A 21,082-nucleotide genomic window follows, 5' to 3' on the forward strand; every position below is an offset into this window, starting at 1 on the left:
TCATCGGGTGGTCGGGGTTGCCGCGGACGCCCTGCAATTGGCCGTCCTTGACGTCGAACAGCATGGAGCAGGTATCGGGGCAATCGTGCGGGCAGCCTCCGAAGAAGGTCTCCGTCAGGCTCTCGGCCTGGGCGACGATCAGCGAGTCCGGCTTGACGATTTCGTTCATGTTTCCTCCGCGCCCAAGCATCGTGCCTTCTTAGGGAGGCATGGCAGCAGCTCGGTACACGCGGAACGTGCACTAAAAGTCGAATTAGTCCAAATCGACGGGTCGATTTGGGCGGCGTGGGAAGTCGGGCAGAAAGTCGCGGTCGGTGAGCGCGGCGGCCAGAACGGCGAACAGGCCGAGATGCAGGCCCCCCGCCGCCAGGGCGACGTTCTGGAAGGCGAACAGGGCGAGCGCCCCGCCCGCCATGGCCGGCGGCCCGGCGACGTAGACGGCGACCCGCCACGCGGTCGCGGGCCGGGCGAGGCGCCAGTAGCAGGCGGTGAACGCCGCGAGGGCGAAGACCCCCTTCATCGCCGCCATGAAGCGGAGCAACCGCGCGAGGTCGGGGTCGGGGATCGCGGCGGGAGCCCGCAGCGCCGCCGCGCCCGCGACGAGGAGCGCGAGGATCGTCGCCAGAACGAGGATCGTCCGCGCCGGCCGGATCTCGGCGGATGGGATGGCGGCGGATGTGAGGGCGCGCATGGTCGCGTCTCCTGCGGCTGGCGTCAATCTCGCGCGAAACGCCCCGTCGCGCAATCGCGGCTTCAGCTTCCGCGATAGGTGGAATAGCTCCACGGCGTGACGACGAGGGGGACGTGATAGCGCGCCGCCGGGTCGGTCACGCCGAACCGCACAGGTACCACGTCGAGGAACGGCTGTTCCGGCCCCGCCCCCGTCCGGGCGAAATACGCGCCCACATGGAACAGCAGTTCGTAGGTGCCCGCCTGCAGGGACGCGCCTTCGAGGAGCGGCCCGTCCGTGCGGCCGTCCGCGTTGGTGACGGTGGAGGCGACGCGCTCGCTCGCCCCGTCGGCGCCGAGGCGGCGCAGCTCGATGGCGACCCCGGCGGCCGGGCGGCCGGCGGTGGTGTCGAGGACGTGGGTGGACAGGTGGCCCATGGGATAAGGTCTCGCGGAGGATGCGCGAGACGAGCACGCGGCGCGGCGGCGGCGCAACCCGAAAACCGCCCTCCATCTTTCGAAGCGTTTTGAAAGACCTTACCCGCCGGACGGGTCGCCGCCGGCCCGGCTTCGGGGCACACCTCTTGCTGCGATCCCGCGCCGAGCCCGGCCGGCATCACCCGCCTGAGAGGGACCCGTCCCATGTACCCGATCCTGCACGAATGGGGCGGCTTCCTCATTCGCTGGACCCATGTCGTCGCGGCGATCGCCTGGATCGGCGCCTCGTTCTACTTCATGCACCTCGACGCCAGCCTGCGCGCCATTCCCGCGATCCCCGCTGGGAAGGGCGGCGAGGCCTGGGAGGTCCATGGCGGCGGCTTCTATCAGGTGCGCAAGTATCTCGTCGCCCCAGACCGGATGCCGGAGCACCTGATCTGGCACAAATGGCAATCCTACTCGACCTGGCTGTCGGGCTTCTTCTTGCTGTGCTGGGTCTATTACGGACAGGCCGACCTCTACCTGATCGACCCGGCGGTGCGGGTGATCACGCCGATGACCGGCGCGCTCATCGGCATCGGCGCCCTGGCCCTCGGCTGGCTGATCTACGACGGGCTGAACCGCTCGCCCCTGGCCAACCGGCCGCCGCTGCTGGCCACGGCGGTGTTCCTCACGGTGGTCGCCTTCGCCTTCGGCTTCCAGCAGGTCTTCTCCGGCCGGGCGGCGATGCTGCACACGGGCGCCGTGATCGCCACCTGGATGACCGGCAACGTGTTCTTCGTCATCATGCCGAACCAGCGCAAGGCCATCGCGGAACTGGTCGCGGGCCGCGTGCCGAACCCCGCCTGGGGCAAGCAAGCGAAGAACCGCTCCTCGCACAACAACTACCTCACCCTGCCGGTGCTGTTCTTCATGCTGTCGGGCCATTACCCGCTGGCGTGGTCCTCGCCCTATAGCTGGATGATCGTCGGCCTCGTGGTGATCGCGGGGGGCGTGGTCCGCCACTTCTTCAACGTCCGCAACGCCGGGGGCGGCGACCGCTGGTGGACCTGGGGCGTGGCCACGGCCTGCGTCGCCATCGCGGCGGTGATCAGCATCGCCTCCTCCCCCGTCGCCCGCGAGCGGATCGGCTGGACCGCCTCCGCCGAGGCCGCCCCCGTGCAGCCGGTCAGCCTCGCCTCGGCCGCGCACCCGCCGGTGGACGAGAGCGTGATGAACGTCATCGGCACCCGCTGCGCCATGTGCCACGCCGCCGAGCCGCAATGGCCGGACATGGTGAGCCCGCCCAAGGGCGTGCTCCTCGACACCCCCGAGCATGTGGCGCGCTTCGCCTCGGCGATCCGCATGCAGGCGGTGCTGACCCACGCCATGCCGCCGAACAACATCACCGACATTCAGCCCGAGGAACGGGCGGAACTCGCACGCTGGCTCGCCGCGCGCTAACCCTTCCGCCCCCTTCGCAGGATCCTCTCCCGTGACCGCTCCGTTTCCCGGCGACGACGCCCCCCGCGACTTCATCGGCTACGGCCCGACCCCCCCCAACCCCCGCTGGCCCAACGGCGCCCGAGTCGCGGTGCAGTTCGTGCTGAACTACGAGGAGGGCGGCGAGCGCTCCGTGCTCGACGGCGATCCCCATGCGGAGGTCTTCCTGTCGGAGATCGCGGGCGCCCTGCCCTTCCCCAACCGCCACATGAGCATGGAGAGCCTGTACGAGTACGGCGCCCGCGCGGGGGTGTGGCGGGTGCTGCGCCTGTTCCGCGAGCGCGGCGTGCCACTCACGATCTTCGGCGTGGCGCAGGCCCTGGCCCGCAACCCGATGGTGGTGGAAGCCTTCCTGCGCGACGAGCACGAGATCGCCGGCCATGGCTGGCGCTGGCTGTCCTATCAGGACGTGCCGGAGGAGATCGAGCGCGAGCATCTGGCCCGCGCTGTGGAGACGATCCAGGGCCTGACCGGCCAGAAGCTGCTCGGCTGGTACACCGGCCGCGACAGCCCGAACACGCGGCGGCTCGTGGTGGACCAGGGCGGCTTCCTCTACGATTCGGACAGCTACGCCGACGATCTGCCCTACTGGGTGCGCGTTGGCGGGAAGCAGCACCTCGTGGTGCCCTACACCCTCGACACCAACGACATGCGCTTCTCGGTGCCGGGGGGCTTCCCCACGGGCGAGCAGTTCTTCGCGCATCTGCGCGACGCCTTCGATTGCCTGTACGCGGAGGGGGCCACCGCGCCGAAGATGCTCTCCATCGGGCTGCATTGCCGCCTCGTCGGGCGCCCCGCGCGGCTGCCGTCCCTGGCCCGCTTCCTCGACCACGTGCTGAGCCATCCCGACGTGTGGGTGACCCGGCGGATCGACATCGCCCGCCACTGGGCCGAGCACCACCCCGCCGGGGCCTGAGAAGGACGCCACTCCGTGATCGCCATCGCCGCGCTGAACGACCTGCCGAAGAGCGAGTTCGTCGCCCGCCTCGCCGAGATCTACGAGCACTCGTCCTGGGTCGCGGAAGCCGCGTATGCGCATCGTCCCTTCGCCTCCCGCACCGCCTTGCACGCGGCGATGGAGGCGGCGGTAGCGGGCGCCGACGAGGCGCGCCGCCTTGCCCTGCTGCGCGCCCACCCGGAACTGGCGAGCCGTGCCGCCCTCCGGGGCGAGCTGACCGCCCATTCGATGAGCGAGCAGGGCGGCAGCGGCCTGCTGGAGGCGCCTGCCCCCTCCGTCGAGCGGATGCAGGCGCTGAACGCGGCCTACTCCGAAAAATTCGGCTTCCCCTTCATCATCGCCGTGAAGGGCCTCGACCGCGACACGATCCTCGCCCGGCTCGAAGCGCGTCTCGGCAACACGCCGGAGGCCGAGCGGCAGGAGGCCCTGCGGCAGGTCGGCCGGATCGGGGCGCTGCGCCTCGAAGCCCTGATCGCCGACTAGGCCACCCGCTTGCCGAGGCGCGCCAGCCCCTCGCCGACATGGGCGCGCAGGGCCTCGTGGGCCATGTCCACGAAAGTTTTTGTTCGGGCCGACAGCATCTTTCGCGAGGGGTAGAGCAGCCCGAGCGTCGCCGTGGTCGGCGGCGTGTGTTCGAGGACGGTGACGAGGCGCCCCTCGGCGAGATACGCCGCCACCTCGAACAGCGGCTTGAGGACGATCCCCTCCCCGGCGAGCGCCCACTCGGTGAGCGTGTCGCCGTCATCGGAATCGATGTGGCCGGAGACGGGCAGCGTCACCGTCTCCTCACCGTCTACCAGCGTCCAGCGGAACTGCTCCGAACCTGGGAAGCGCAGCAGCAGGCAATCGTGCGTCAGCAGGCCCGCCGGCTCGGCGGGCGCCGGATTGCGGTCGAGATAGGACGGTGCAGCGCAGAGCACCCGCTCGATCTCGGCCACCTTGCGCAGGGTGAAGGTGGAATCGCGCATCTGCGACAGGCGGACCGCCACGTCCACCGCCTCCTGCACGAGGTCGAGGAGGTGTTCGGACAGGCGCAGCCGCACGTCCGTCTCGCCGTGGCGGGCGCGGTAGTGCGGCACCAGCGGCGCGATCACCCGCCGCCCGAGGCCGATCGGTGCCGTCACCTTCAAGGCACCGCGCGGCGCCGCGCCGGCCTGCTCCACGCTCTTCTCGGCCTGCTCGACGGCGGCGGTGATGTCGAGGCAGCGGTCGTAGAACAGGCGCCCGGCTTCCGTCAGGCTCATGCGCCGCGTGGTGCGCGTGAGGAGGAGGCAGCCGAGATGCTCCTCCAGGGTCTGGATGCGGTAGCTGATGACCGAGGGCGAGAGGCGCAGCGAGCGCCCCGCCGCCGAGAAGCTGCCGCTCTCCGCCGAGCGCATGAAGATGCGGATGCTCTCGAGCGAGATCATGTGATGGGATCTTCAGAAGCCGTTTGAAACTGTCAACGAAATTTCCTCCGGGCTCTCCGGGAGCGAGGCGGCTAAGCTGTCGCCGAGGCGCCTCCCGTTCGGGGCGGCCGGAACCAGTGTCGGATCGGGCGATGACGCATTCCCCCTATAACCCACCGAGCGGCGGCCATCCCGGCCAGACCGCGCTGATGACCGGCCGCGCCGTCTTCACGGACGCCTATGCGGTGATCCCGCACGGCGTGATGCGGGACATCGTGACGAGCGCCCTGCCCTTCTGGGACGGCACCCGCGCCTGGATCATCGCCCGCCCGCTCTCGGGCTTCGCGGAGACCTTCGCGCAATACCTGATGGAGGTCGGCCCCGGCGGCGGCAGCGAGCAGCCCGAGCCGGACCCGCAGGCTCAAGGCGTGCTCTTCGTGGTCGAGGGCCAAGCCCGCCTCACCCTCGACGGCGGCACCCACGCCCTGCGGCCGGGCAGCTACGCCTATCTGGCCCCCGGCGCCGCGTGGTCGCTGCGCAACGAGGCGGGCGAGAGCGTGCGCTTCCATTGGGTGCGCAAGGCGTTCGAGCCGGTGCAGGGCCTCGACCGGCCGACCTCCTTCGTGACGCACGAATCCGCCGTCGAGCCCGTAAGCATGGTCGGCACGGACGGGGCCTGGGCGACGACGCGCTTCGTCTCCCCCGACGACCTGCGCCACGACATGCACGTCAACATCGTGACCCTTCGGCCGGGCGCCTCGATCCCGTTCGAGGAGACCCATGTGATGGAGCACGGGCTGTTCGTGCTCGAAGGCAAGGCGGTCTACCGGCTCAACCGCGACTGGGTCGAGGTCGAGGCCGGCGACTTCATGTGGTTGCGCGCCTTCTGCCCGCAGGCCTGCTACGCGGGCGGGCCGGGGCCGTTCCGCTATCTGCTCTACAAGGACGTGAACCGTCATCCGTCCCTCCGTGTCCTGGGAGGCCGCCGATGAGCGACCGCACCCTCGTCGCCCGGCCCCTGACGGCCGAGGCCTTCGCGCCGTTCGGGCAGGTCATCGACAAGTCGGTGACGCAGCCGCGCCCGATGAATGCCGGCAAGGCGAGCCGCTTCCACGACCTCGCGGACATCCTCGTCTCCGGCGAGGAATCCCGCGTGGTGGTCGGGCTCGTGGAGGCGCAGGCCTATCCGCTGCCGCTGGTGTTCCGGCTGGTGGAGCGTCACCCGTTCGGCGCCCAGGCCTTCATTCCGCTCACCGACGCGCCGTTCCTCGTCATCGTCTGCCCCGACGAGGACGGGAAGCCGGGCCGTCCGCAGGCCTTCGTCACGGCCCCGTGGCAGGGCGTCTGCTACGCCCGGAACACGTGGCACGGCGTGCTCACGCCCTTCGGGCAGGGGCAGGACTTCGTGGTGGTGGACCGCGCCGGCGCCGGGGTGAACCTCGAAGAGTTCACCTTCACCGACCCGTGGACGGTCGCCTTGCCGGAGGCGACCGCCTGAGGCGTCTCACGCCTCGCCGTTCACCAGCGTGGCGGCGAGTGCGTTGTGGCGGGCGGCGAGCGCCCGCGTGTCGAGGGTCGTGAGCCGGCCCTCGCGCACCACGATCCGGCCGTTGATGATGCTCCAGGCCACCTTCTGCGGCGCGCAGAAGGCCAAAGCCGCCACCGGATCGTGCAGGGCGCCGGCCATGTCGAGGCCGCGCAGGTCGAAGGCCACGATGTCGGCGGCCATGCCGGGGGCGAGCGCGCCGATGTCGTCGCGGTTCAGCACCTTGGCGCCCCCGAGGGTGCCGATCTCCAGGGCCTCCCGCGCCGTCATCGCCGCCGGCCCGAAGCCGACGCGGGCGAGGAGCATGGCCTGACGGGCCTCACCCAGCATGTGCGCGCCGTCGTTCGAGGCCGAGCCATCGACGCCGAGCCCCACCGGCACGCCCTCGCACCGCATCTGCCGGATCGGCGCAATGCCGGAGGCGAGGCGCATGTTCGAGCACGGGCAATGGGCGACGCCCGTGCCGGTGCGGCCGAACAGGGCGATGCCCGCCGCGTCGAGCTTCACGCAGTGGGCGTGCCACACGTCGGGGCCGGTCCAGCCGAGGTCGGCGGCGTATTCGGCCGGCGTCATCCCGAACTTTTCGAGGCTGTAGCTGACGTCGTTGTCGTTCTCGGCCAAGTGCGTGTGGAGCGAGACGCCGTAGCGCCGGGCGAGATCCGCCGAGTCGCGCATCAGCCCCCGGCTCACCGAGAAGGGCGAGCACGGCGCCACCACGATCCGCCGCATGGCGAAGCGGGACGGGTCGTGCCAGCGCTCGATGAGGCGTTGTGTGTCCTTCAGGATCGCGGCCTCGTTCTCCACCACCGAGTCGGGCGGCAGGCCGCCGTCGCTCTCGCCGACGCTCATGGCGCCCCGGGCGGCGTGGAAGCGCATCCCGATCTCCTCGGCGCCCTCGATGGAATCGTCGAGGCGGCAGCCGTTCGGGTAGATGTAGAGATGGTCGCTCGACGTAGTGCAGCCGGACAGGATCAGTTCGGCCATGGCGGTCTGCGTCGAGACGCGGACCATCTCCGGCGTCAGCCGCGCCCAGATTGGGTAGAGCGCCTTCAGCCAGCCGAACAGCTCGGCATCCTGCGCGGCGGGCACCGCGCGGGTGAGCGACTGGTACATGTGGTGGTGGGTGTTCACGAGGCCGGGCATGACCACGTGGCCCGCCATGTCGAGCACCGTGTCGGCCTGGGCCGGAACCTCGGCTGCGGGACCCACCGCGACGATGCGGTTGTCCTCAACATAGACCGCGCCGCCGCGAATCTCGCGCCGGGCCTCGTCCATCGTCACGAGGATGTCGGCGTTCCTCAGGAGCAGGGACGTCATCGCTTCACTCTCCGGGCGCGCCGCATGGGGGAAGCGCCGTCGATGCAACGCGCGTTCCCCGCACGGCCAGATGCCGCCCCATGGCGACAGGAACACCGTGCCGGGCGCACCCTCTCGGGGCCGTCAGCGAGGCCGAGCATACGGGAGCATGCCCCGACGGACCTTGGCGATTTTTCGCAAAGTGCTTCCGAAAATCGCGCGTAGCATTCCTTAGCCGTCATGCAACTTTTAGGGGCCAGCCATTTCGGCGGCGCATGCTCGGCCTCGCCCCCCCCCCGGCGGGCCGCGATCCCGCACCGGACGACACGGACCCGCCAGAGGTCCGGCCCGGCGCGGCCCCCGGAGGTTACGCCCATGACCGACACCTTGAGGACGCCGCGCGAGGTCGACGCGGTCGATGCCATCCCGCCCCTCCCGAAGCTCCTCGCCTACGGGATGCAGCATGTTCTCGTGATGAGCGCGGGCGCGGTGGCGCCGCCGCTGATCCTCGGCGCGGCGATGAACCTGCCGGCCGAGACCGTCGCCTACCTCATCAACTGCGACCTGCTGGTGACGGGCCTCGCGATCCTCATCCAGTCGCTCGGCATCGGCATGTTCGGCGTGCGCCTGCCGGTCATCATGGGCGTCAGCTTCGCGGCGGTGGGCCCGATGGTGGCGATGGCGCAGGACCCGACCATCGGCCTGCCGGGCATCTTCGGCGCCACGATCGGCGCCGGGATCTTCGGCCTGCTACTGCGGCCGTTCTTCGCGCGGCTCGCGAACTTCTTCCCGCCGCTCGTGACCGGCACGGTCATCCTCATCATCGGGGTGACGCTGCTGCCGGTCGGCATCAACTGGGCAGGCGGCGGCTTCGGCGCCCCCGATTTCGGCGCGCCGGTCCATCTCGGCGTCGCGGCCTTCGTGCTGGCGGTGATCCTCGTGGTCAGCCGCTTCGCCACCGGGTTCGTCGCCAACATCGCGGTGCTGATCGGCCTGATCGCCGGGCTGTGCCTCGCATGGCCGCTGGGCCTGTTCCGCCTCGACGGCCTCGGCGACCGGCCGCTCATCGCCCTCGTCACGCCGTTCCACTTCGGCTGGCCGACCTTCCACGTCACGGCGGTGGCCGCCATGTGCATCGTGATGATGGTCACGCTGGTCGAGTCGACCGGCATGTTCCTCGCGGTCGGCGACATCGTCGGCAAGCCGGTGGACAAGCGCACCCTGACGCGCGGCCTGATGGCGGACTCACTCTCCACCCTGATCGCGGGCTGCCTCAACACCTTCCCGCACACCTCGTTCTCCCAGAACGTCGGCCTCGTGAACATGACGCGGGTCCGCAGCCGCTACGTCACCGTCGCGGCCGGGTGCATCATCCTCGCCGTCAGCCTGATGCCGAAGGTGGCCTTCGTGGTCGCCTCGATCCCGCCCGCCGTCCTCGGCGGCGCCGGCATCGTGATCTTCGGCATGGTCGCGGCGGCGGGCCTGAAGATCGTCGGCGGGGCCGACCTCGGCGACCGGCGCAATCAGATCGTCGTGGCGGTGAGCATCGGGCTCAGCCTCATCCCCATGGCCGCGCCGAAGCTCTTCGCCGCCACCGCGCCGGCCTGGGCCGGGCCGATCCTGCACAGCGGGATCACGCTGGGCGCCATCGGCGCCATCGTCCTCAACCTGCTGCTCAACTCGGATCGCCTCGGCGAGGGGGTCGAGCCCCATCCGGCCGACCGGGAACCCGCCTTCCCGCACGCCGCCCTCGACCGCGCCTGAGAGGGACATCCATGCCCGCTTCGCACCACGCCCCGCTCTCGCGGCGCAACTTCCTCAAGGCCGGGGCCGCGGCGGGCATCGCCGTGAAGGTCTCCTTCCTGGCGCCCCCCGCCAGGGCCCAACTCCTCGAGGCCAGACCCTCGGACGGCCCCGCCTGGGCCGCCCCCGGCCGCCCCCGCTACCGGCTCGACGCCATCGCCAAGGCGACGGGCTCCAAGACCTTTTCGCGGGATTACCGGTCCCGCGATCTGGCGGGCTGGCCCACGACTCAGGCCCACGCCTTCCTCATCGCCGCGACCCGCGCCGACCGCGCCTTCACCGGGCTCGACCTCTCCCGCCTGCCGCCCTCGCTGCAGCCCGACCGGATCGTCCGGCACGAGGATCTGGTGGTGGACAAGGTGGCGGTGCCCCATGCCGACTTCTTCGGCGACTGGTTCCTCGTGCCGGCGGGCGAGACCCCGCGCCTCCTCGGCCAGCCGGTGGCGATCCTGATCTATCACGACTTCCCGCGCTTCAGCGCCGCCAAGCGCCGCCTGCGCTTCGCCGACGATGTGGTGCAGTATGGCGCTGAGACCGGCGCCAAGCCGCCCGCCCATTACGGCGCCTCGCGCTGGGTGCGCATCGAGGGCGACACGGCCGACGGCCCCGACCGCTTCTCGCCCTACGAGCATTCGCCGATCTTCGCGGGCTTTTCCGGCGATGAGCCTGCTTGGCCACAGCCCGGCCAGGATGGCGCCTTCGCCCAAGGCATGGCGGCGGCGCAGACCATCGCCGCCGAGATCGACGCGGCGGGCGACGACGCCCTCGTGATGCGGCGGACCTACCTGTCGCAATCGACCGACGCCTCGGCCATGGAAGCCGACAACGGCAATGTCTGGTACGATCCGGCCTCCGGCATCCTCCACCTGATGATGGCGACGCAATCGCCCTACGACGTGGCCGAGGCCGCCGCCTCCCTGGTCGCGACGTCCCGCTTTCCCCTCAAGGAGGTCGATCTCAAGGTCGGCTACACCGTCGGCTACGGGACGAAGGACCACCACATCTTCCCGTTCCTCTGCGTCGTGGCCGCGCTCTACGGCGACGGGCGCCCGGTACGGCTGGCCAACGACCGGTTCGAGCAGTTCCAGAACGGGCTGAAGCGCCATGCCTTCCGCATGGACAACGCCCTGCTGGTGGACCGGAAGACCGGTCGCTTCCGCGCCATGACCGGGCGTTACGCCTGCGATGGCGGCGGGCGGCCGAACTACTCGGTGGCGGTGTCCTTCGTCGGCGCCACCGCCGCGCAATCGATCTACTACCTGCCGAAGAGCGACTTCCAAGCCATCGCCCACGCCTCGCGCGCCGTCGAGGCCGGCTCGACGCGGGGCTTCGGCACCCTGCAAACGATGTCCGCCACCGAGATGATGGTGGACGAGGCGGCCGCGCTCCTTGGGCTGGATGCCATCGATCTGCGCCTGCGCAACGTGCTCCGCACTGGCCAGCGCAACAGCCAGGGCGCGGTGCCGGCCGGCGCGCTGCGCAACGAGGAGATCCTGCACAAGGCCGCCGCGCATCCCCTGTGGCGGGAGCGTCAGGCGCGCAAGGCCGCCTACGAGGCCGCCCATCCCGGCCGGCGCTACGGCGTCGGCTTCGCCCAGGTCCATAAGGATTACGGCACGGGCGCGGAGGCGGCCGTGTGCTCCCTCGAACTCGATGCGCAGGGCGCCCTGTCTCTGCGCCACGTCGCCCACGAGATGGGGCCGGGCGTCACCACCTCGCAGGCGGCGATGGTGGGCGACATCCTCGGCCGCGTGCCCGCGCGGACGGAGTTCGGCGTGGTCCGCTGGCCGGAGATGCCGCTGCACACCACCGATCAGCCCTACACCACGCCCCAGGCCGAGGAAGACAAGCGGGCGCAGGACCCCCATTGGGTGCCCCGCTTCACCTCGCCGATGAGCGCGACGAACTCGGCCTACTACCTCGGCCACGCCACCCGCACGGCGGCGAGGTTCCTGGCCGATCACGCGATCTGGCCCGCCGCACGCTCCCTCTGGGCGCGGGGTGGCAAGGGCGGGGCGCTCGCCTCGTACAACGAGCTGACCCGCGACTCGCTTCGCCTCGCGAACGGTAAGGTGCTCGGCGGTGGCCTGCCGGCCCTGTCGCTGGCGGAGGTCGCGGCCGAGGCGCACCGGCTCGGCCTGCCGGTCGGCGTCACGCTGCACACGTTCAACCGCTGGCAATGGGCCGAGGCCGAATTCGACCTGCCGGGCACGACCGGCCGCACGCGGCTGCCCATCGACGCCCTCTCGCTCCGCTACGGCGCAGGTGCGGCGCCCGAGCGCAGGGCGCTGATGAGCACCGCTGGCTGGCACTTCCTGCCCCGCGCGGCGGTCTTCTACCCGCCGACCCAGCGCAACAACGTCGGCAGCACCTATTACTCGCCCATGGCGACGCTGGCGGAGGTCGCGGTCGACACGGGCAGCGGCGAGGTCACGATCCTCTCGCACCATTCGATCCTCGAATGCGGCCGGCAGATCGTGCCCGAACTGGTCTCGGGACAGGTTCAGGGCGGGCTCGCCATGGGCATCGGCCACGCGCTGAAAGAGGTGCTGCCCCTCTACGAGGACGGCCCCGGCGACGGCACCTGGAACTGGAACCGCTACGAGCTGCCCCGCGCCCGCGACGTGGCCCTGTGGAACCAGACGGTGGAGATTCTTCCGCCGCTCTCGGAGACGGACCCGCCCAAGGGCATCGCCGAGGTGGTGATGATCGCCGTCGTCCCGGCGCTGGCCAACGCCGTGGCCCACGCCATCGGCCACCGCTTCCACGAACTCCCCATCCGGCCCGAGCGCATCCGCGAGGCACTGGCATGAGCGCCGCAATCGAGACCCGCGACCTGACGCTGCGCGTGAACGGCCAGACGGTCGGCCCCCTCCCCGTCCCCGTAGGGACGAGCCTCCTCGACTTTCTGCACGAATGGCTCGGCCTCACCGGCAGCCGCATGGGCTGCGGCCAGGGCATCTGCCACGCCTGCACCGTGATGGTGGAGGAAGAGGCCGGCCCGCGCGAGATGCGCTCCTGCATCACCGGGGCGCATTGGTTCGAGGGCCGCAGCGTCCGCACCGTCGAGGGCCATGCCCATACGGCGCCGGACGGGTCCCTCGTGCTGTCGCCAGTCCAGACGGCGTTCATCGAGAACTTCGCCTTCCAGTGCGGCTACTGCACGCCGGGCTTCGTCACCGGGGCGAGCGTGCTGGTCGAGCGGCTGAAGCGGAAGCCCGTCCGCCGGGACGAGGTCGAGCGCGTCGTCACCGAGGCGCTCGACCCGCACATCTGCCGCTGCACCGGATACGTCCGCTACCACCAGGCCGTGCGCGACCTCGTGCTGGCGACCCCCGGTCTCACGACGGCCTGAGCACCGCCATGCCGATGCTCCCCCGCTCCCTCCCCGCCAAGCGCCTCGGTGCCGCCCTCGTGGCGAGCGCCCTCGTCGGGGCCGCCCTCGTGGCTTCGGGCGTGCTCGAACGCAGCGCAGTCTCGCCCGAGGTCGAGGCGCCGCTCACCCAGGAGGCGATGCGCGCCCTTGCCCCGCGCGGGGCGAAGGTCGCCGCCGCCGCCGATTGCTTCGCCTGCCACACCGCGCGCGGCGGCGCCCCCTATGCCGGGGGCCTGCCGCTGGAGACGCCCTTCGGGACGATCTACGCCACCAACATCACCCCGAGCGCGAAGGGCATCGGCGGCTACAGCCGGGCCGACTTCCACCGGGCGCTGCGCGACGGCATCGCGCCGGGCGGGCGCCATCTCTACCCGGCCATGCCCTACACCTCGTACCGGGGCCTCACGTCCGACGATGTGGACGCCCTCTACGCCTACATGATGAGCCGCCCGCCGGTCGCAGTGGCGAACAAGGCGAGCACCCTCGCCTTCCCCTTCGATCAGCGCTGGACGCTGGCCGGCTGGAATGTCCTCAACCTGCCCGCGCAGGTCGTGACGCCGGACCCTAAGCGGTCGGACCTCTGGAACCGGGGGCAGTACGTCGCCGACGCCCTCGGCCATTGCGGCGAGTGCCATACGCCGCGCAATCCGCTCCAGGCGATGCGGACCGATGCGGCGCTCCAGGGCGCGGTGATCGAGAGCGTCGAGGCGCCGGACATCACACCCGCCGGCCTGCGCCGGATGGGCTTCGACCCGCACAGCCTGACGCGGTTCATGGCCAAGGGCCTTTCGGCCCAGGGCGGTGCCACGCACCAGATGTTCGACGTGGTGCACTACTCGACGCAGCACATGGACGAGGCGGACCTCACCGCCCTCTCGGCCTATCTCTTCGACCGCGACGCCCTCCCCGCCGAGCCGGAGCGTCCGTCCACCCCCGCTCCCGTGGCGGTCCCGCAGGCAGTCGCGATGCGGGCGAGCGCCAGCTACGACGGGCTCTGCGCCGGGTGCCACGGTCAGGCCGGCGAGGGCATTCCCCACGTCTCGGTGCCCCTGCGCAGCAACGCGCTGATGCGCGTCTCCGGCGCGAGCGGCCTGATCCGGGCGACGCTGCACGGACTGCCGGCGCAGCGCTTCCCCGACAACGAGCGGATGGAGGCGATGCCGGGCTTCGCGACGCTCCTCGACGACGCGGCGCTCGCCGACCTCGCGACGTGGATGCGGGCGCAATGGGGCGGGCAGGACAAGGCCGTCACGCCGGACGAGGTGGCGCGGCTGCGCGCGGGACACAGGGCCGACGCTTCGAACTGAAGGCGGCCGGAACGGGATTGGGGGCGGACATGAAGACACTCGGTCGGGTCGCGGCGGCTCTGCTGCCGCTTGGGATGGCGTGCGGGGCGCAGGCCGCCGACGTCGCCACGGTGAAGACGGAGGCGGCACCGGTGGAGGCGCCGTTCTTCCTCTTCGCCGACACTCAGGTCGGCTACCGCTACCAGTTCCCCACCGTCTCCCCCGGCGTGCAGATCCAGCGCGGCGACGGCAGCTTCGTCTCTCGCGAGGCCCCGAAGCAGATCCTCAACATCTCCCACGCCGACGCCTGGGCCTACGGCACCAACTTCTTCTCTCTCGACATCCTGAAGTCGGGCTCGCAATTCCCCGCCGGCACCACCAACCCGCCCGGCACGATCGGCAACCCGTTCTTCCAGGACTACGGCAACACCGAAGCCTACGGTCTCTATCGCGGCACGCTCAGCCTGAACGCGCTCACCAACACGAAGGCCTTCGCCATCCCCGGCCTCGTCAAGGACGTGTCGCTGGCCTTCGGCTTCGACGCCAACTCGCAGAACGACGCCTTCGGCTCGAAGAAGCGCGACGTGGTCGGCGGCCTGAACTTCGCCTTCGACGTGCCGGCCGGGTTCCTGAACCTGTCGGTCCACGCCTACAAGGAGTGGAACCGCAACGGCTTCAACGTGCAGCCGGATCGCGACCAGAGCTTCGACGTCGTCCCCGAGTTCGAGCTCGTCTACAACTTCCCGCTGACGTTCACCGGCCTGCCCCTGAGCGTGACGGGGTTCAACAACATCGTCCTGCCCAAGGGCCGGGGGGTGCAGAACGTCGCGGACTTCGCGTTCAACCCGAAGCGGGGGCTGGAATTCCTGTCGCGCACGAACCTCGTTCTCGACCTCGGCAAGCTGGTCTATGACCAGCCGAACAAGGTCGATGTGTTCATCGGCTTCCAGTACTGGCTGAACAAGTTCGGCAATGTCGAGACAGCGACCTTCAAGGGTACGGAAGAGAAGAGCTTCCTGGCGGGCTTCGCCTTCCACGTATTCTGAGACAGCATCCCCTCTCCCCGCGAGCGGGAAGAGGGGAAAGCGCGTCTACCTTCAGAACTCCACCTCGATCGCCAAGCCCTTCGCCACGGCGAGGTCCACGGCCGCCGAGGCGACCGCGAGGTCCTGAAGGCCGACGCCCGTGCCGTCGAACAGGGTGATCTCCGCGTCCGAGGTGCGGCCGGGATGGTCGCCGTTGATCACCGCGCCGATCTCCACGATGGAGTCCGGCGCGATCAATCCCTTCGCCACCGCGTGCTGCGCCTCGCCGATGCCGGTCGATTGCGCGACCTCGTCGGTGAACACCGTCGCGGCGGCGAGGAGTTCGGCCTCGACCTCCTGCTTGCCCTTCGTGTCGGTGCCCATGCACGCCACATGGGTGCCCGGCTTCACCTGCGACGCCTTCAAGATCGGTGCGAAGGAGGAGGTGATCGTCACGATCACGTCCGCCTCGGCGCCGAGTCGGTCGAGCTCCACCGCCTCGAACGGCACGCCGTGCTCCTTCGCCACCGCCTCCATCCGCCCGAACATGCCGGGGTGGAGGTTCCAGGCCAGCACTCGTTCGAACGGGCGCTGCGCCAGGGCGGCGCGGAGCTGGAACGCCGATTGGTGGCCCGCGCCGATCATGCCGAGCACCCGCGCATCCTTGCGCGCCAGATGGCGGATCGAGATCGCGGAGGCCGCCGCCGTGCGGAGCGCGGTGAGGAGGTTGCCCCCTACCACCGCCCGGCAGCGGCCGGTATCCGCGTCGAACAGGAACACCGTCGATTGGTGGTTGGTGAGCCCCTTCGCGGCGTTGCCCGGCCAGAAGCCGCCGGCCTTGAGGCCGAGCGCCAAGCTCTCCCGGTCGAAGCCGGACTTGAAGCCGTAGAGCGCGTCGGCATGGCCGATGGCCTCGCGCACCACGGGGAAGTTGGAGGCCGTACGCCGGGCCATCGACGCGAAGACCTTCTCCACCGCGTCGAAGCACTCTGCTTCGGTGAGAAGGCCGTCGATCCGGTTCTCGGGGACGATGATCATCGCTGCCTCACCCGCCTCAATAGGCCTTGCCGCGCGCCGAGACCGGCCACAGCGTCTCGACCTTGCCATTGCGGACGCCGACATACCAATCGTGGACGTTGCAGGTCGGGTCGCAATGGCCCGGCACGAGGCGCAGCTTGTCGTTGACCTTCAGCTTGCCCTGCGCATCCTCGATCACTCCGTGCTCGTCGGAGCACTTGATGTATTTCACGTCGTCGCGCCCGTAGACGAAGGGCAGACCGGAATCGACCGATTGCGCCTTCAGGCCGGCATCGCAGATCGCCTTGTCGGCCTTGGCGTGGCTCATCACGCTGGTCAGGATGAACAGAGCGTTCTTCCACTCGCCGGCATCGATGCGCTTGCCGTCCTCATCGAGGATGCGGCCGTAATCGGCGTCCATGAAGGCGTAGCTGCCGCATTGCAGCTCGTTGTAGACGCCCGACCCGCTCTCGAACTGATAGCTGCCGGTGCCGCCGCCGCTCACGAGTTCGGGCTCCAGCCCCTCGCGCTTCAGCCCCTCGACGGCGTCCTTCACCTGGGCGATGGCGGCATCGAGCTTGGCGCGGCGCTCCGCGAACCCGTCGATGTGCTGCATGGCGCCCTGATAGGCCTGGATGCCGGCGAAGCGCAGGTTCGGCGCGGCGGCGACCGCCTTGGCGATGGCCACCACCTCCGTCGTCGTCTTCACCCCGCAGCGGCCCGCGCCGCAATCGATCTCAACGAAGCAGTCGAGCTGCGTGCCGTGCTTCTGCGCGGCGGCCGAGAGGTCGGCGACGTTGGCGACATCATCGAGGCAGACGATGATCCGCGCGCCGAAGCGCGGCAGGCGGGCGAGCCGGTCGATCTTGGCCGGATCGCGCACCTGGTTCGAGACCAAGATGTCCTTGATGCCGGCGCGGGCGAAGACTTCGGCCTCCGAGACCTTCTGGCAGCAGACGCCGCAGGCGCCGCCTAGGTCCTGCTGAAGCTTCAGCACATCCACCGACTTGTGCATCTTGCCGTGGGCGCGGTGGCGCATGCCGTGCGCCTTGGCGTAATCGCCCATCTTGCGGATGTTGGATTCCAGCGCGTCGAGATCGAGGATCAGGCACGGGGTCTGGATCTCGTCCTCGCGCATGCCGGGCAGCGCGGGCACATCGTAGCCGACTTCGAGTTCATCGATACGGGTGTGGGCGTTCATGGCGTCTTTCCCCTTATTGCCAAGGCAGCTTGTCAAGATCGACGTTGCCGCCGGTAATGATCACGCCGACGCGCTTGCCGGCGAAGACGGGTCGGTTCTTGAGCACTGCCGCCAGCGCCACCGCGCTCGACGGCTCCATGACGATCTTCAGCCGCTTCCAGATCAGCTGCATGGCAGCGACGATCTCGGCCTCCGACACGGTGAGGATATCCTCGACGTGGTTGCGCACGAAGTGCCACGTCAGGTCCTTGAGCGGCACCTTCAGCCCGTCCGCCACGGTGACGGGGGCGTCGTCGGCGATGATATGGCCCGCCTTCAGGCTGCGATGGGCGTCGTCCGCCTGCTCCGGCTCGGCGGCGTAGACCGCGATATGCGGCGCGAGGCCCGCCAGCGTCAGGCAGGTGCCCGACACCATCCCGCCGCCGCCGATGGGGGCGATCACCGCGTCGAGGTCGTCAACCTGCTCGATCAGCTCCCGCGCACAGGTCGCCTGCCCCGCGATGACGCGCGGATCGTTGTAGGGGTGAACGAACTCGGCGCCAGTCTGCGCGACGACCTCCGCGAACACCGCCTCGCGGGAGGAGGTGGAGGGCTCGCATTCCACCACGCGCCCGCCGTAGCCACGCACGGCGTCCTTCTTCGCCTGCGGGGCGGTATGGGGCATCACCACCGTACACGGGATGCCCCGCCGGCTCGCGGCGTAGGACAGGCAGGTGCCGTGGTTGCCCGAGGAGTGGGTCGCCACGCCCTTCGCCGCCTGCGCCTCGGTGAGGCTGAACACGGCGTTGGAGGCACCCCGCGCCTTGAAGGCTCCGGCCTTCTGCAGGTTCTCGCACTTGAAGAACAGCGAGGCGCCGGCCGCCTCGTCGATGATCCGCGAAGTCAGGACCGGGGTGAGATGAATGTACGGCCGGATGCGCTCATGCGCGGCGAGCACATCGTCGAGGGAGGGAGTGACCATCCTGCCCGCCTCCCTCACGCCGCCGCCCGCAGGGAGGCCGATGCCTCGCCGCGATAGACCGCCTGCGCCGCCGCCACGCCGGAGCCGAGTTCGATGCGCAGGCCGCAATCGGCCATCGCCATCTCGGCGGCGGCGATGCCCGACAACGCCATCACGTCCGTGAGGCTGCCGAGATGGCCGATGCGGAACACCTTGCCCGCGACCTCCCCGAGGCCGACGCCGAACGCGACGTCGTACTTCTTGGCGGCATGGGTGACGATCTGCGTGGCGTCGAAGCCCTCCGGCGTGCGGATGGCGCTCACCGTGTCGGAATAGAGATCCGGGTGGGCGGCGCAGAGGGGCATCCCCCAGGCGGCGACGGCCGCGCGGATGCCATCCGCGATGCGGCGGTGGCGGGCGAAGACGTTCTCAAGGCCCTCGGCCAGCAGCAACTCGGTGGAGAGCTTCAGCCCATTCAGCAGGCCGACGGCCGGGGTGTAGGGATAGGCATTGTTCGCGTAGCCCTTCGCCATGTCGCGGATGTCGAAATAGGTCCGGGGCAGGTCGGCGCGGGTCACGGCGTCCATCGCCTTCGGCGAGAAGCCGACGATGGCAAGGCCGGCGGGGAGCATGAAGCCCTTCTGCGAGCCGGTGACGGCGACATCGACGCCCCACTCGTCCATGCGGAAATCCATGGAGGCGATGGAGCTGACCCCGTCCACGAGCAGCAGCGCCGGATGGCCGGTGGAGTCGAGGGCGCGGCGCACGGCGGCGACATCCGACTTCACGCCCGTCGCGGTCTCGTTGTGAGTGACGAGCACCGCCTTGATCGCGTGCTCCTTGTCGGCGGCGAGGGCTTCGGTGAAACGGTCGGCCGGCAGGCCCTCGCCCCACGGCGCCTCGATCACGCGGACATCGAGCCGGTGGCGGCGGGCCATGTCGATCCAGCGATGGCTGAACATGCCGTAACGGGCGGCGAGCACCGCATCGCCCTCGCTGAGGGTGTTCGCGAGCGCCGTCTCCCAGCCGCCGGTCGCGGTGGAGGGAAACACGAAGACCTGCGCATCGGCGGTCTTCAGCACGGCCTTCACCCCGGCGAGTGCCGGCTGAAGGATCTCCCCGAACAGGGACGAGCGGTGATCGAGGGTCGGCATGTCCGCCGCCCGGCGGAGCACTTCCGGCATGTTGGTGGGGCCGGGGATGAAGACAGGGTTCTGCGCAAACATGGTCGGGCGATCTCCTCCGTTGCCGACGAAGCTAGCACCGCGGCTCCCCATTTGATATTTTTTTGAAAAAGTTTTTCATTTAAGCGAACGGAGAAGAAAACCGCGTTGCGGCAGCAAGTTATCTTTTTCCGTTGATTGAAAAATTTTTCCACCCTAAGCCGGCGTGCAGCGAAGGGGTGGGAGGTGCGCATGGAGGCGGGGAATCGTCGGCGCGGACGGCCGAAAGGGTTCGGCGGGGCGAAGCCGGCCGGGACGATCCAAGCCCTCGACCGCGCCCTCGACGTGCTCGAAGTGCTCGCGGACGGGGACGGGCTCACGCTCTCGGAACTGTCGGGCAAGCTCGGGCAATCGGTGGCGACGATGCACCGGGTGCTGGCGACCCTGGAACGCCGCGCCTTCGTGGAGATCAGCGCCGACAAGCAGGAATGGCACGTCGGCGCGGAGGCCTATCGCCTGGGCGCGGCCTTCCTGCGGCGGGGCAACGTGGTGGAGCGCAGCCGCTCGGCCATGTGGACGCTGATGCAGGAAACCGGCGAGACGTCCAATCTCGGCGTCGAGAAGGACGGGAGCGTGCTGTTCGTCAGCCAGGTCGAGACGCACGAGACGATCCGCGCGTTCTTCCCGCCGGGCTCGCTCTCGCCGCTGCATGCATCGGGGATCGGGAAGGCCCTGCTCAGCACCTTCGACCCCACACGGATCGAGCGCCTGTTCCGGGGCCGGGAGTTCGAGCGCTTCACGACCAAGACGATCGGATCGCTGGTTCAGCTCAGCGAGGACATCGAGGCCACCCGCGCGCGGGGCTACGCCATCGATGACGAGGAGCGCACCATGGGGATGCGCTGCGTGGCCGCGCCGATTCTCAACGTCCACGGTGAGGCGGTGGCGGGTATTTCGGTCTCCGGCCCCACGCACCGGCTGTCCGACGACAAGGTACGCGAGATCGGGGAGCATGTACGCCGAGGGGCCGCGACGGTCTCGCGGCTCCTCGGTGCGACGAAGGCTTAGCGCAGACGGTAGGCGCCGTAGGGCGCCGCGCGGTGATGGATCGAGCCGGTGGTCGCCACGCCGTCCTCGTCGCCGAACAGAACGCCGGCCCGGCCGACATTGCGCCCGTCGTAGAGGTTCGGGCCGGCGGCGCGGCCTTCGAGACCGCCGGGGGCGGTGACGGCCGGGGTGCCGGCGGGGGCGGTGTAGCTCTGCGCGAAAGCGGTGGACGAGACGAGGACGCCGAGGGCGGCCCCAACGAGAAGACGGACGGACATGGCGGGCATCCCGAGGTAGGTTCCGGCGCCGCCGCATGGCTGGCGCACATTATGATCCTCAAGTGGGCAGCACTGCCTCTTTCGCCAACAGCCGGCGCCTATTTCCCGTGCGGATTCGCACGCTTACGCCCTCCCAAGGACTGTTCCGACCGCGCTTCCGTTTTGCCCG

The 21,082-nt window shown here is 69.9% G+C and carries 21 protein-coding genes; 11 read left to right on the plus strand and 10 right to left on the minus strand.

Annotated features, from left to right (window positions below; translation table 11 throughout):
- The 3 genes from AAHF99_RS04790 to uraH form a co-directional block, all read right to left on the minus strand.
- The coding region (locus tag AAHF99_RS04790) for a hypothetical protein (RefSeq protein ID WP_342163437.1) at positions 1 to 169 on the minus strand (169 nt) is incomplete at its 3' end.
- Between the two features lie 84 nt (positions 170 to 253).
- On the minus strand, positions 254 to 691 hold the full coding sequence (locus tag AAHF99_RS04795; protein ID WP_342162892.1) for a hypothetical protein: 438 nt from the start codon (positions 689 to 691) through the stop codon (positions 254 to 256).
- A 62-nt stretch (positions 692 to 753) separates the two neighbouring features.
- Positions 754 to 1,107 carry a hydroxyisourate hydrolase gene (uraH, locus tag AAHF99_RS04800; RefSeq protein ID WP_342162893.1) on the minus strand — a complete coding sequence of 118 codons (354 nt, stop codon included), beginning with the start codon at positions 1,105 to 1,107 and terminating at the stop codon, positions 754 to 756.
- A 204-nt stretch (positions 1,108 to 1,311) separates the two neighbouring features.
- On the opposite strand from uraH, the gene AAHF99_RS04805 reads away from it, so the two are divergent.
- From AAHF99_RS04805 to uraD, 3 genes are read left to right on the plus strand one after another with little or no spacing between them, the layout of a single operon-like run.
- Complete coding sequence (locus AAHF99_RS04805; protein WP_342162894.1) at positions 1,312 to 2,550, plus strand: urate hydroxylase PuuD; 1,239 nt, start codon at positions 1,312 to 1,314, stop codon at positions 2,548 to 2,550.
- Between the two features lie 31 nt (positions 2,551 to 2,581).
- Entirely contained in the window at positions 2,582 to 3,505 is a 924-nt protein-coding gene (puuE, locus tag AAHF99_RS04810) for an allantoinase PuuE (RefSeq protein WP_342162895.1), read from the plus strand.
- 15 nt (positions 3,506 to 3,520) lie between these two features.
- Positions 3,521 to 4,030 carry a 2-oxo-4-hydroxy-4-carboxy-5-ureidoimidazoline decarboxylase gene (uraD, locus tag AAHF99_RS04815; protein WP_342162896.1) on the plus strand — a complete coding sequence of 170 codons (510 nt, stop codon included), beginning with the start codon at positions 3,521 to 3,523 and terminating at the stop codon, positions 4,028 to 4,030.
- On the opposite strand, the gene AAHF99_RS04820 is transcribed toward uraD, so the two are convergent.
- The gene (locus AAHF99_RS04820) at positions 4,027 to 4,956 is read right to left on the minus strand and encodes a LysR family transcriptional regulator (RefSeq protein WP_342162897.1); all 930 of its coding nucleotides are present in this window, start codon (positions 4,954 to 4,956) and stop codon (positions 4,027 to 4,029) included. The genes uraD and AAHF99_RS04820 overlap by 4 nt on opposite strands.
- Before the next feature lie 131 nt (positions 4,957 to 5,087).
- On the opposite strand from AAHF99_RS04820, the gene AAHF99_RS04825 reads away from it, so the two are divergent.
- Both AAHF99_RS04825 and AAHF99_RS04830 read left to right on the plus strand, forming a co-directional pair.
- Positions 5,088 to 5,927, plus strand: a complete 840-nt coding sequence (locus AAHF99_RS04825; RefSeq protein ID WP_342162898.1) for a bifunctional allantoicase/(S)-ureidoglycine aminohydrolase — start codon at positions 5,088 to 5,090, stop codon at positions 5,925 to 5,927.
- Entirely contained in the window at positions 5,924 to 6,433 is a 510-nt protein-coding gene (locus AAHF99_RS04830) for an ureidoglycolate lyase (RefSeq protein WP_342162899.1), read from the plus strand. Before AAHF99_RS04825 ends, AAHF99_RS04830 begins: the two co-directional genes overlap by 4 nt.
- A gap of 6 nt (positions 6,434 to 6,439) precedes the next feature.
- On the opposite strand, the gene AAHF99_RS04835 is transcribed toward AAHF99_RS04830, so the two are convergent.
- Positions 6,440 to 7,798: an 8-oxoguanine deaminase gene (locus AAHF99_RS04835; RefSeq protein WP_342162900.1), complete on the minus strand. Its 1,359-nt coding sequence runs from the start codon at positions 7,796 to 7,798 to the stop codon at positions 6,440 to 6,442.
- A gap of 354 nt (positions 7,799 to 8,152) precedes the next feature.
- On the opposite strand from AAHF99_RS04835, the gene AAHF99_RS04840 reads away from it, so the two are divergent.
- From AAHF99_RS04840 to AAHF99_RS04860, 5 genes are all read left to right on the plus strand, one after another.
- Positions 8,153 to 9,541 carry a nucleobase:cation symporter-2 family protein gene (locus AAHF99_RS04840; protein WP_342162901.1) on the plus strand — a complete coding sequence of 463 codons (1,389 nt, stop codon included), beginning with the start codon at positions 8,153 to 8,155 and terminating at the stop codon, positions 9,539 to 9,541.
- 11 nt (positions 9,542 to 9,552) lie between these two features.
- Complete coding sequence (locus AAHF99_RS04845) at positions 9,553 to 12,393, plus strand: xanthine dehydrogenase family protein molybdopterin-binding subunit (protein ID WP_342162902.1); 2,841 nt, start codon at positions 9,553 to 9,555, stop codon at positions 12,391 to 12,393.
- Positions 12,390 to 12,935: a (2Fe-2S)-binding protein gene (locus AAHF99_RS04850; RefSeq protein WP_342162903.1), complete on the plus strand. Its 546-nt coding sequence runs from the start codon at positions 12,390 to 12,392 to the stop codon at positions 12,933 to 12,935. The genes AAHF99_RS04845 and AAHF99_RS04850 overlap by 4 nt, the downstream gene beginning before the upstream one ends.
- Positions 12,936 to 12,943: 8 nt before the next feature.
- Positions 12,944 to 14,263 carry a cytochrome c gene (locus AAHF99_RS04855; protein ID WP_342162904.1) on the plus strand — a complete coding sequence of 440 codons (1,320 nt, stop codon included), beginning with the start codon at positions 12,944 to 12,946 and terminating at the stop codon, positions 14,261 to 14,263.
- Between the two features lie 74 nt (positions 14,264 to 14,337).
- Entirely contained in the window at positions 14,338 to 15,288 is a 951-nt protein-coding gene (locus AAHF99_RS04860; protein WP_412759846.1) for a hypothetical protein, read from the plus strand.
- A 51-nt stretch (positions 15,289 to 15,339) separates the two neighbouring features.
- Here AAHF99_RS04860 and bhcD read toward each other — a convergent pair whose 3' ends face one another.
- From bhcD to bhcA, 4 genes are read right to left on the minus strand one after another with little or no spacing between them, the layout of a single operon-like run.
- Positions 15,340 to 16,305: an iminosuccinate reductase BhcD gene (bhcD, locus tag AAHF99_RS04865; RefSeq protein WP_342162906.1), complete on the minus strand. Its 966-nt coding sequence runs from the start codon at positions 16,303 to 16,305 to the stop codon at positions 15,340 to 15,342.
- Positions 16,306 to 16,321: 16 nt separating this feature from the next.
- A complete protein-coding gene (gene bhcC, locus AAHF99_RS04870; RefSeq protein WP_342162907.1) occupies positions 16,322 to 17,485 on the minus strand; it encodes a 3-hydroxy-D-aspartate aldolase BhcC in 1,164 nt (387 codons plus the stop codon).
- A gap of 13 nt (positions 17,486 to 17,498) precedes the next feature.
- On the minus strand, positions 17,499 to 18,446 hold the full coding sequence (gene bhcB, locus AAHF99_RS04875) for a beta-hydroxyaspartate dehydratase BhcB (protein WP_342162909.1): 948 nt from the start codon (positions 18,444 to 18,446) through the stop codon (positions 17,499 to 17,501).
- Positions 18,447 to 18,460: 14 nt separating this feature from the next.
- Positions 18,461 to 19,651: an L-aspartate--glyoxylate aminotransferase BhcA gene (bhcA, locus tag AAHF99_RS04880; protein WP_342162910.1), complete on the minus strand. Its 1,191-nt coding sequence runs from the start codon at positions 19,649 to 19,651 to the stop codon at positions 18,461 to 18,463.
- A 189-nt stretch (positions 19,652 to 19,840) separates the two neighbouring features.
- Between bhcA and bhcR the strand changes: the two genes are divergently transcribed.
- Complete coding sequence (bhcR, locus tag AAHF99_RS04885) at positions 19,841 to 20,656, plus strand: HTH-type transcriptional regulator BhcR (RefSeq protein ID WP_342162911.1); 816 nt, start codon at positions 19,841 to 19,843, stop codon at positions 20,654 to 20,656.
- Here bhcR and AAHF99_RS04890 read toward each other — a convergent pair.
- Complete coding sequence (locus tag AAHF99_RS04890) at positions 20,653 to 20,913, minus strand: hypothetical protein (protein WP_342162912.1); 261 nt, start codon at positions 20,911 to 20,913, stop codon at positions 20,653 to 20,655. The genes bhcR and AAHF99_RS04890 overlap by 4 nt on opposite strands.
- Positions 20,914 to 21,082 lie beyond the last annotated feature (169 nt).

The organism is Methylobacterium litchii, from assembly GCF_038442315.1.
GTDB lineage: Bacteria > Pseudomonadota > Alphaproteobacteria > Rhizobiales > Beijerinckiaceae > Methylobacterium > Methylobacterium litchii.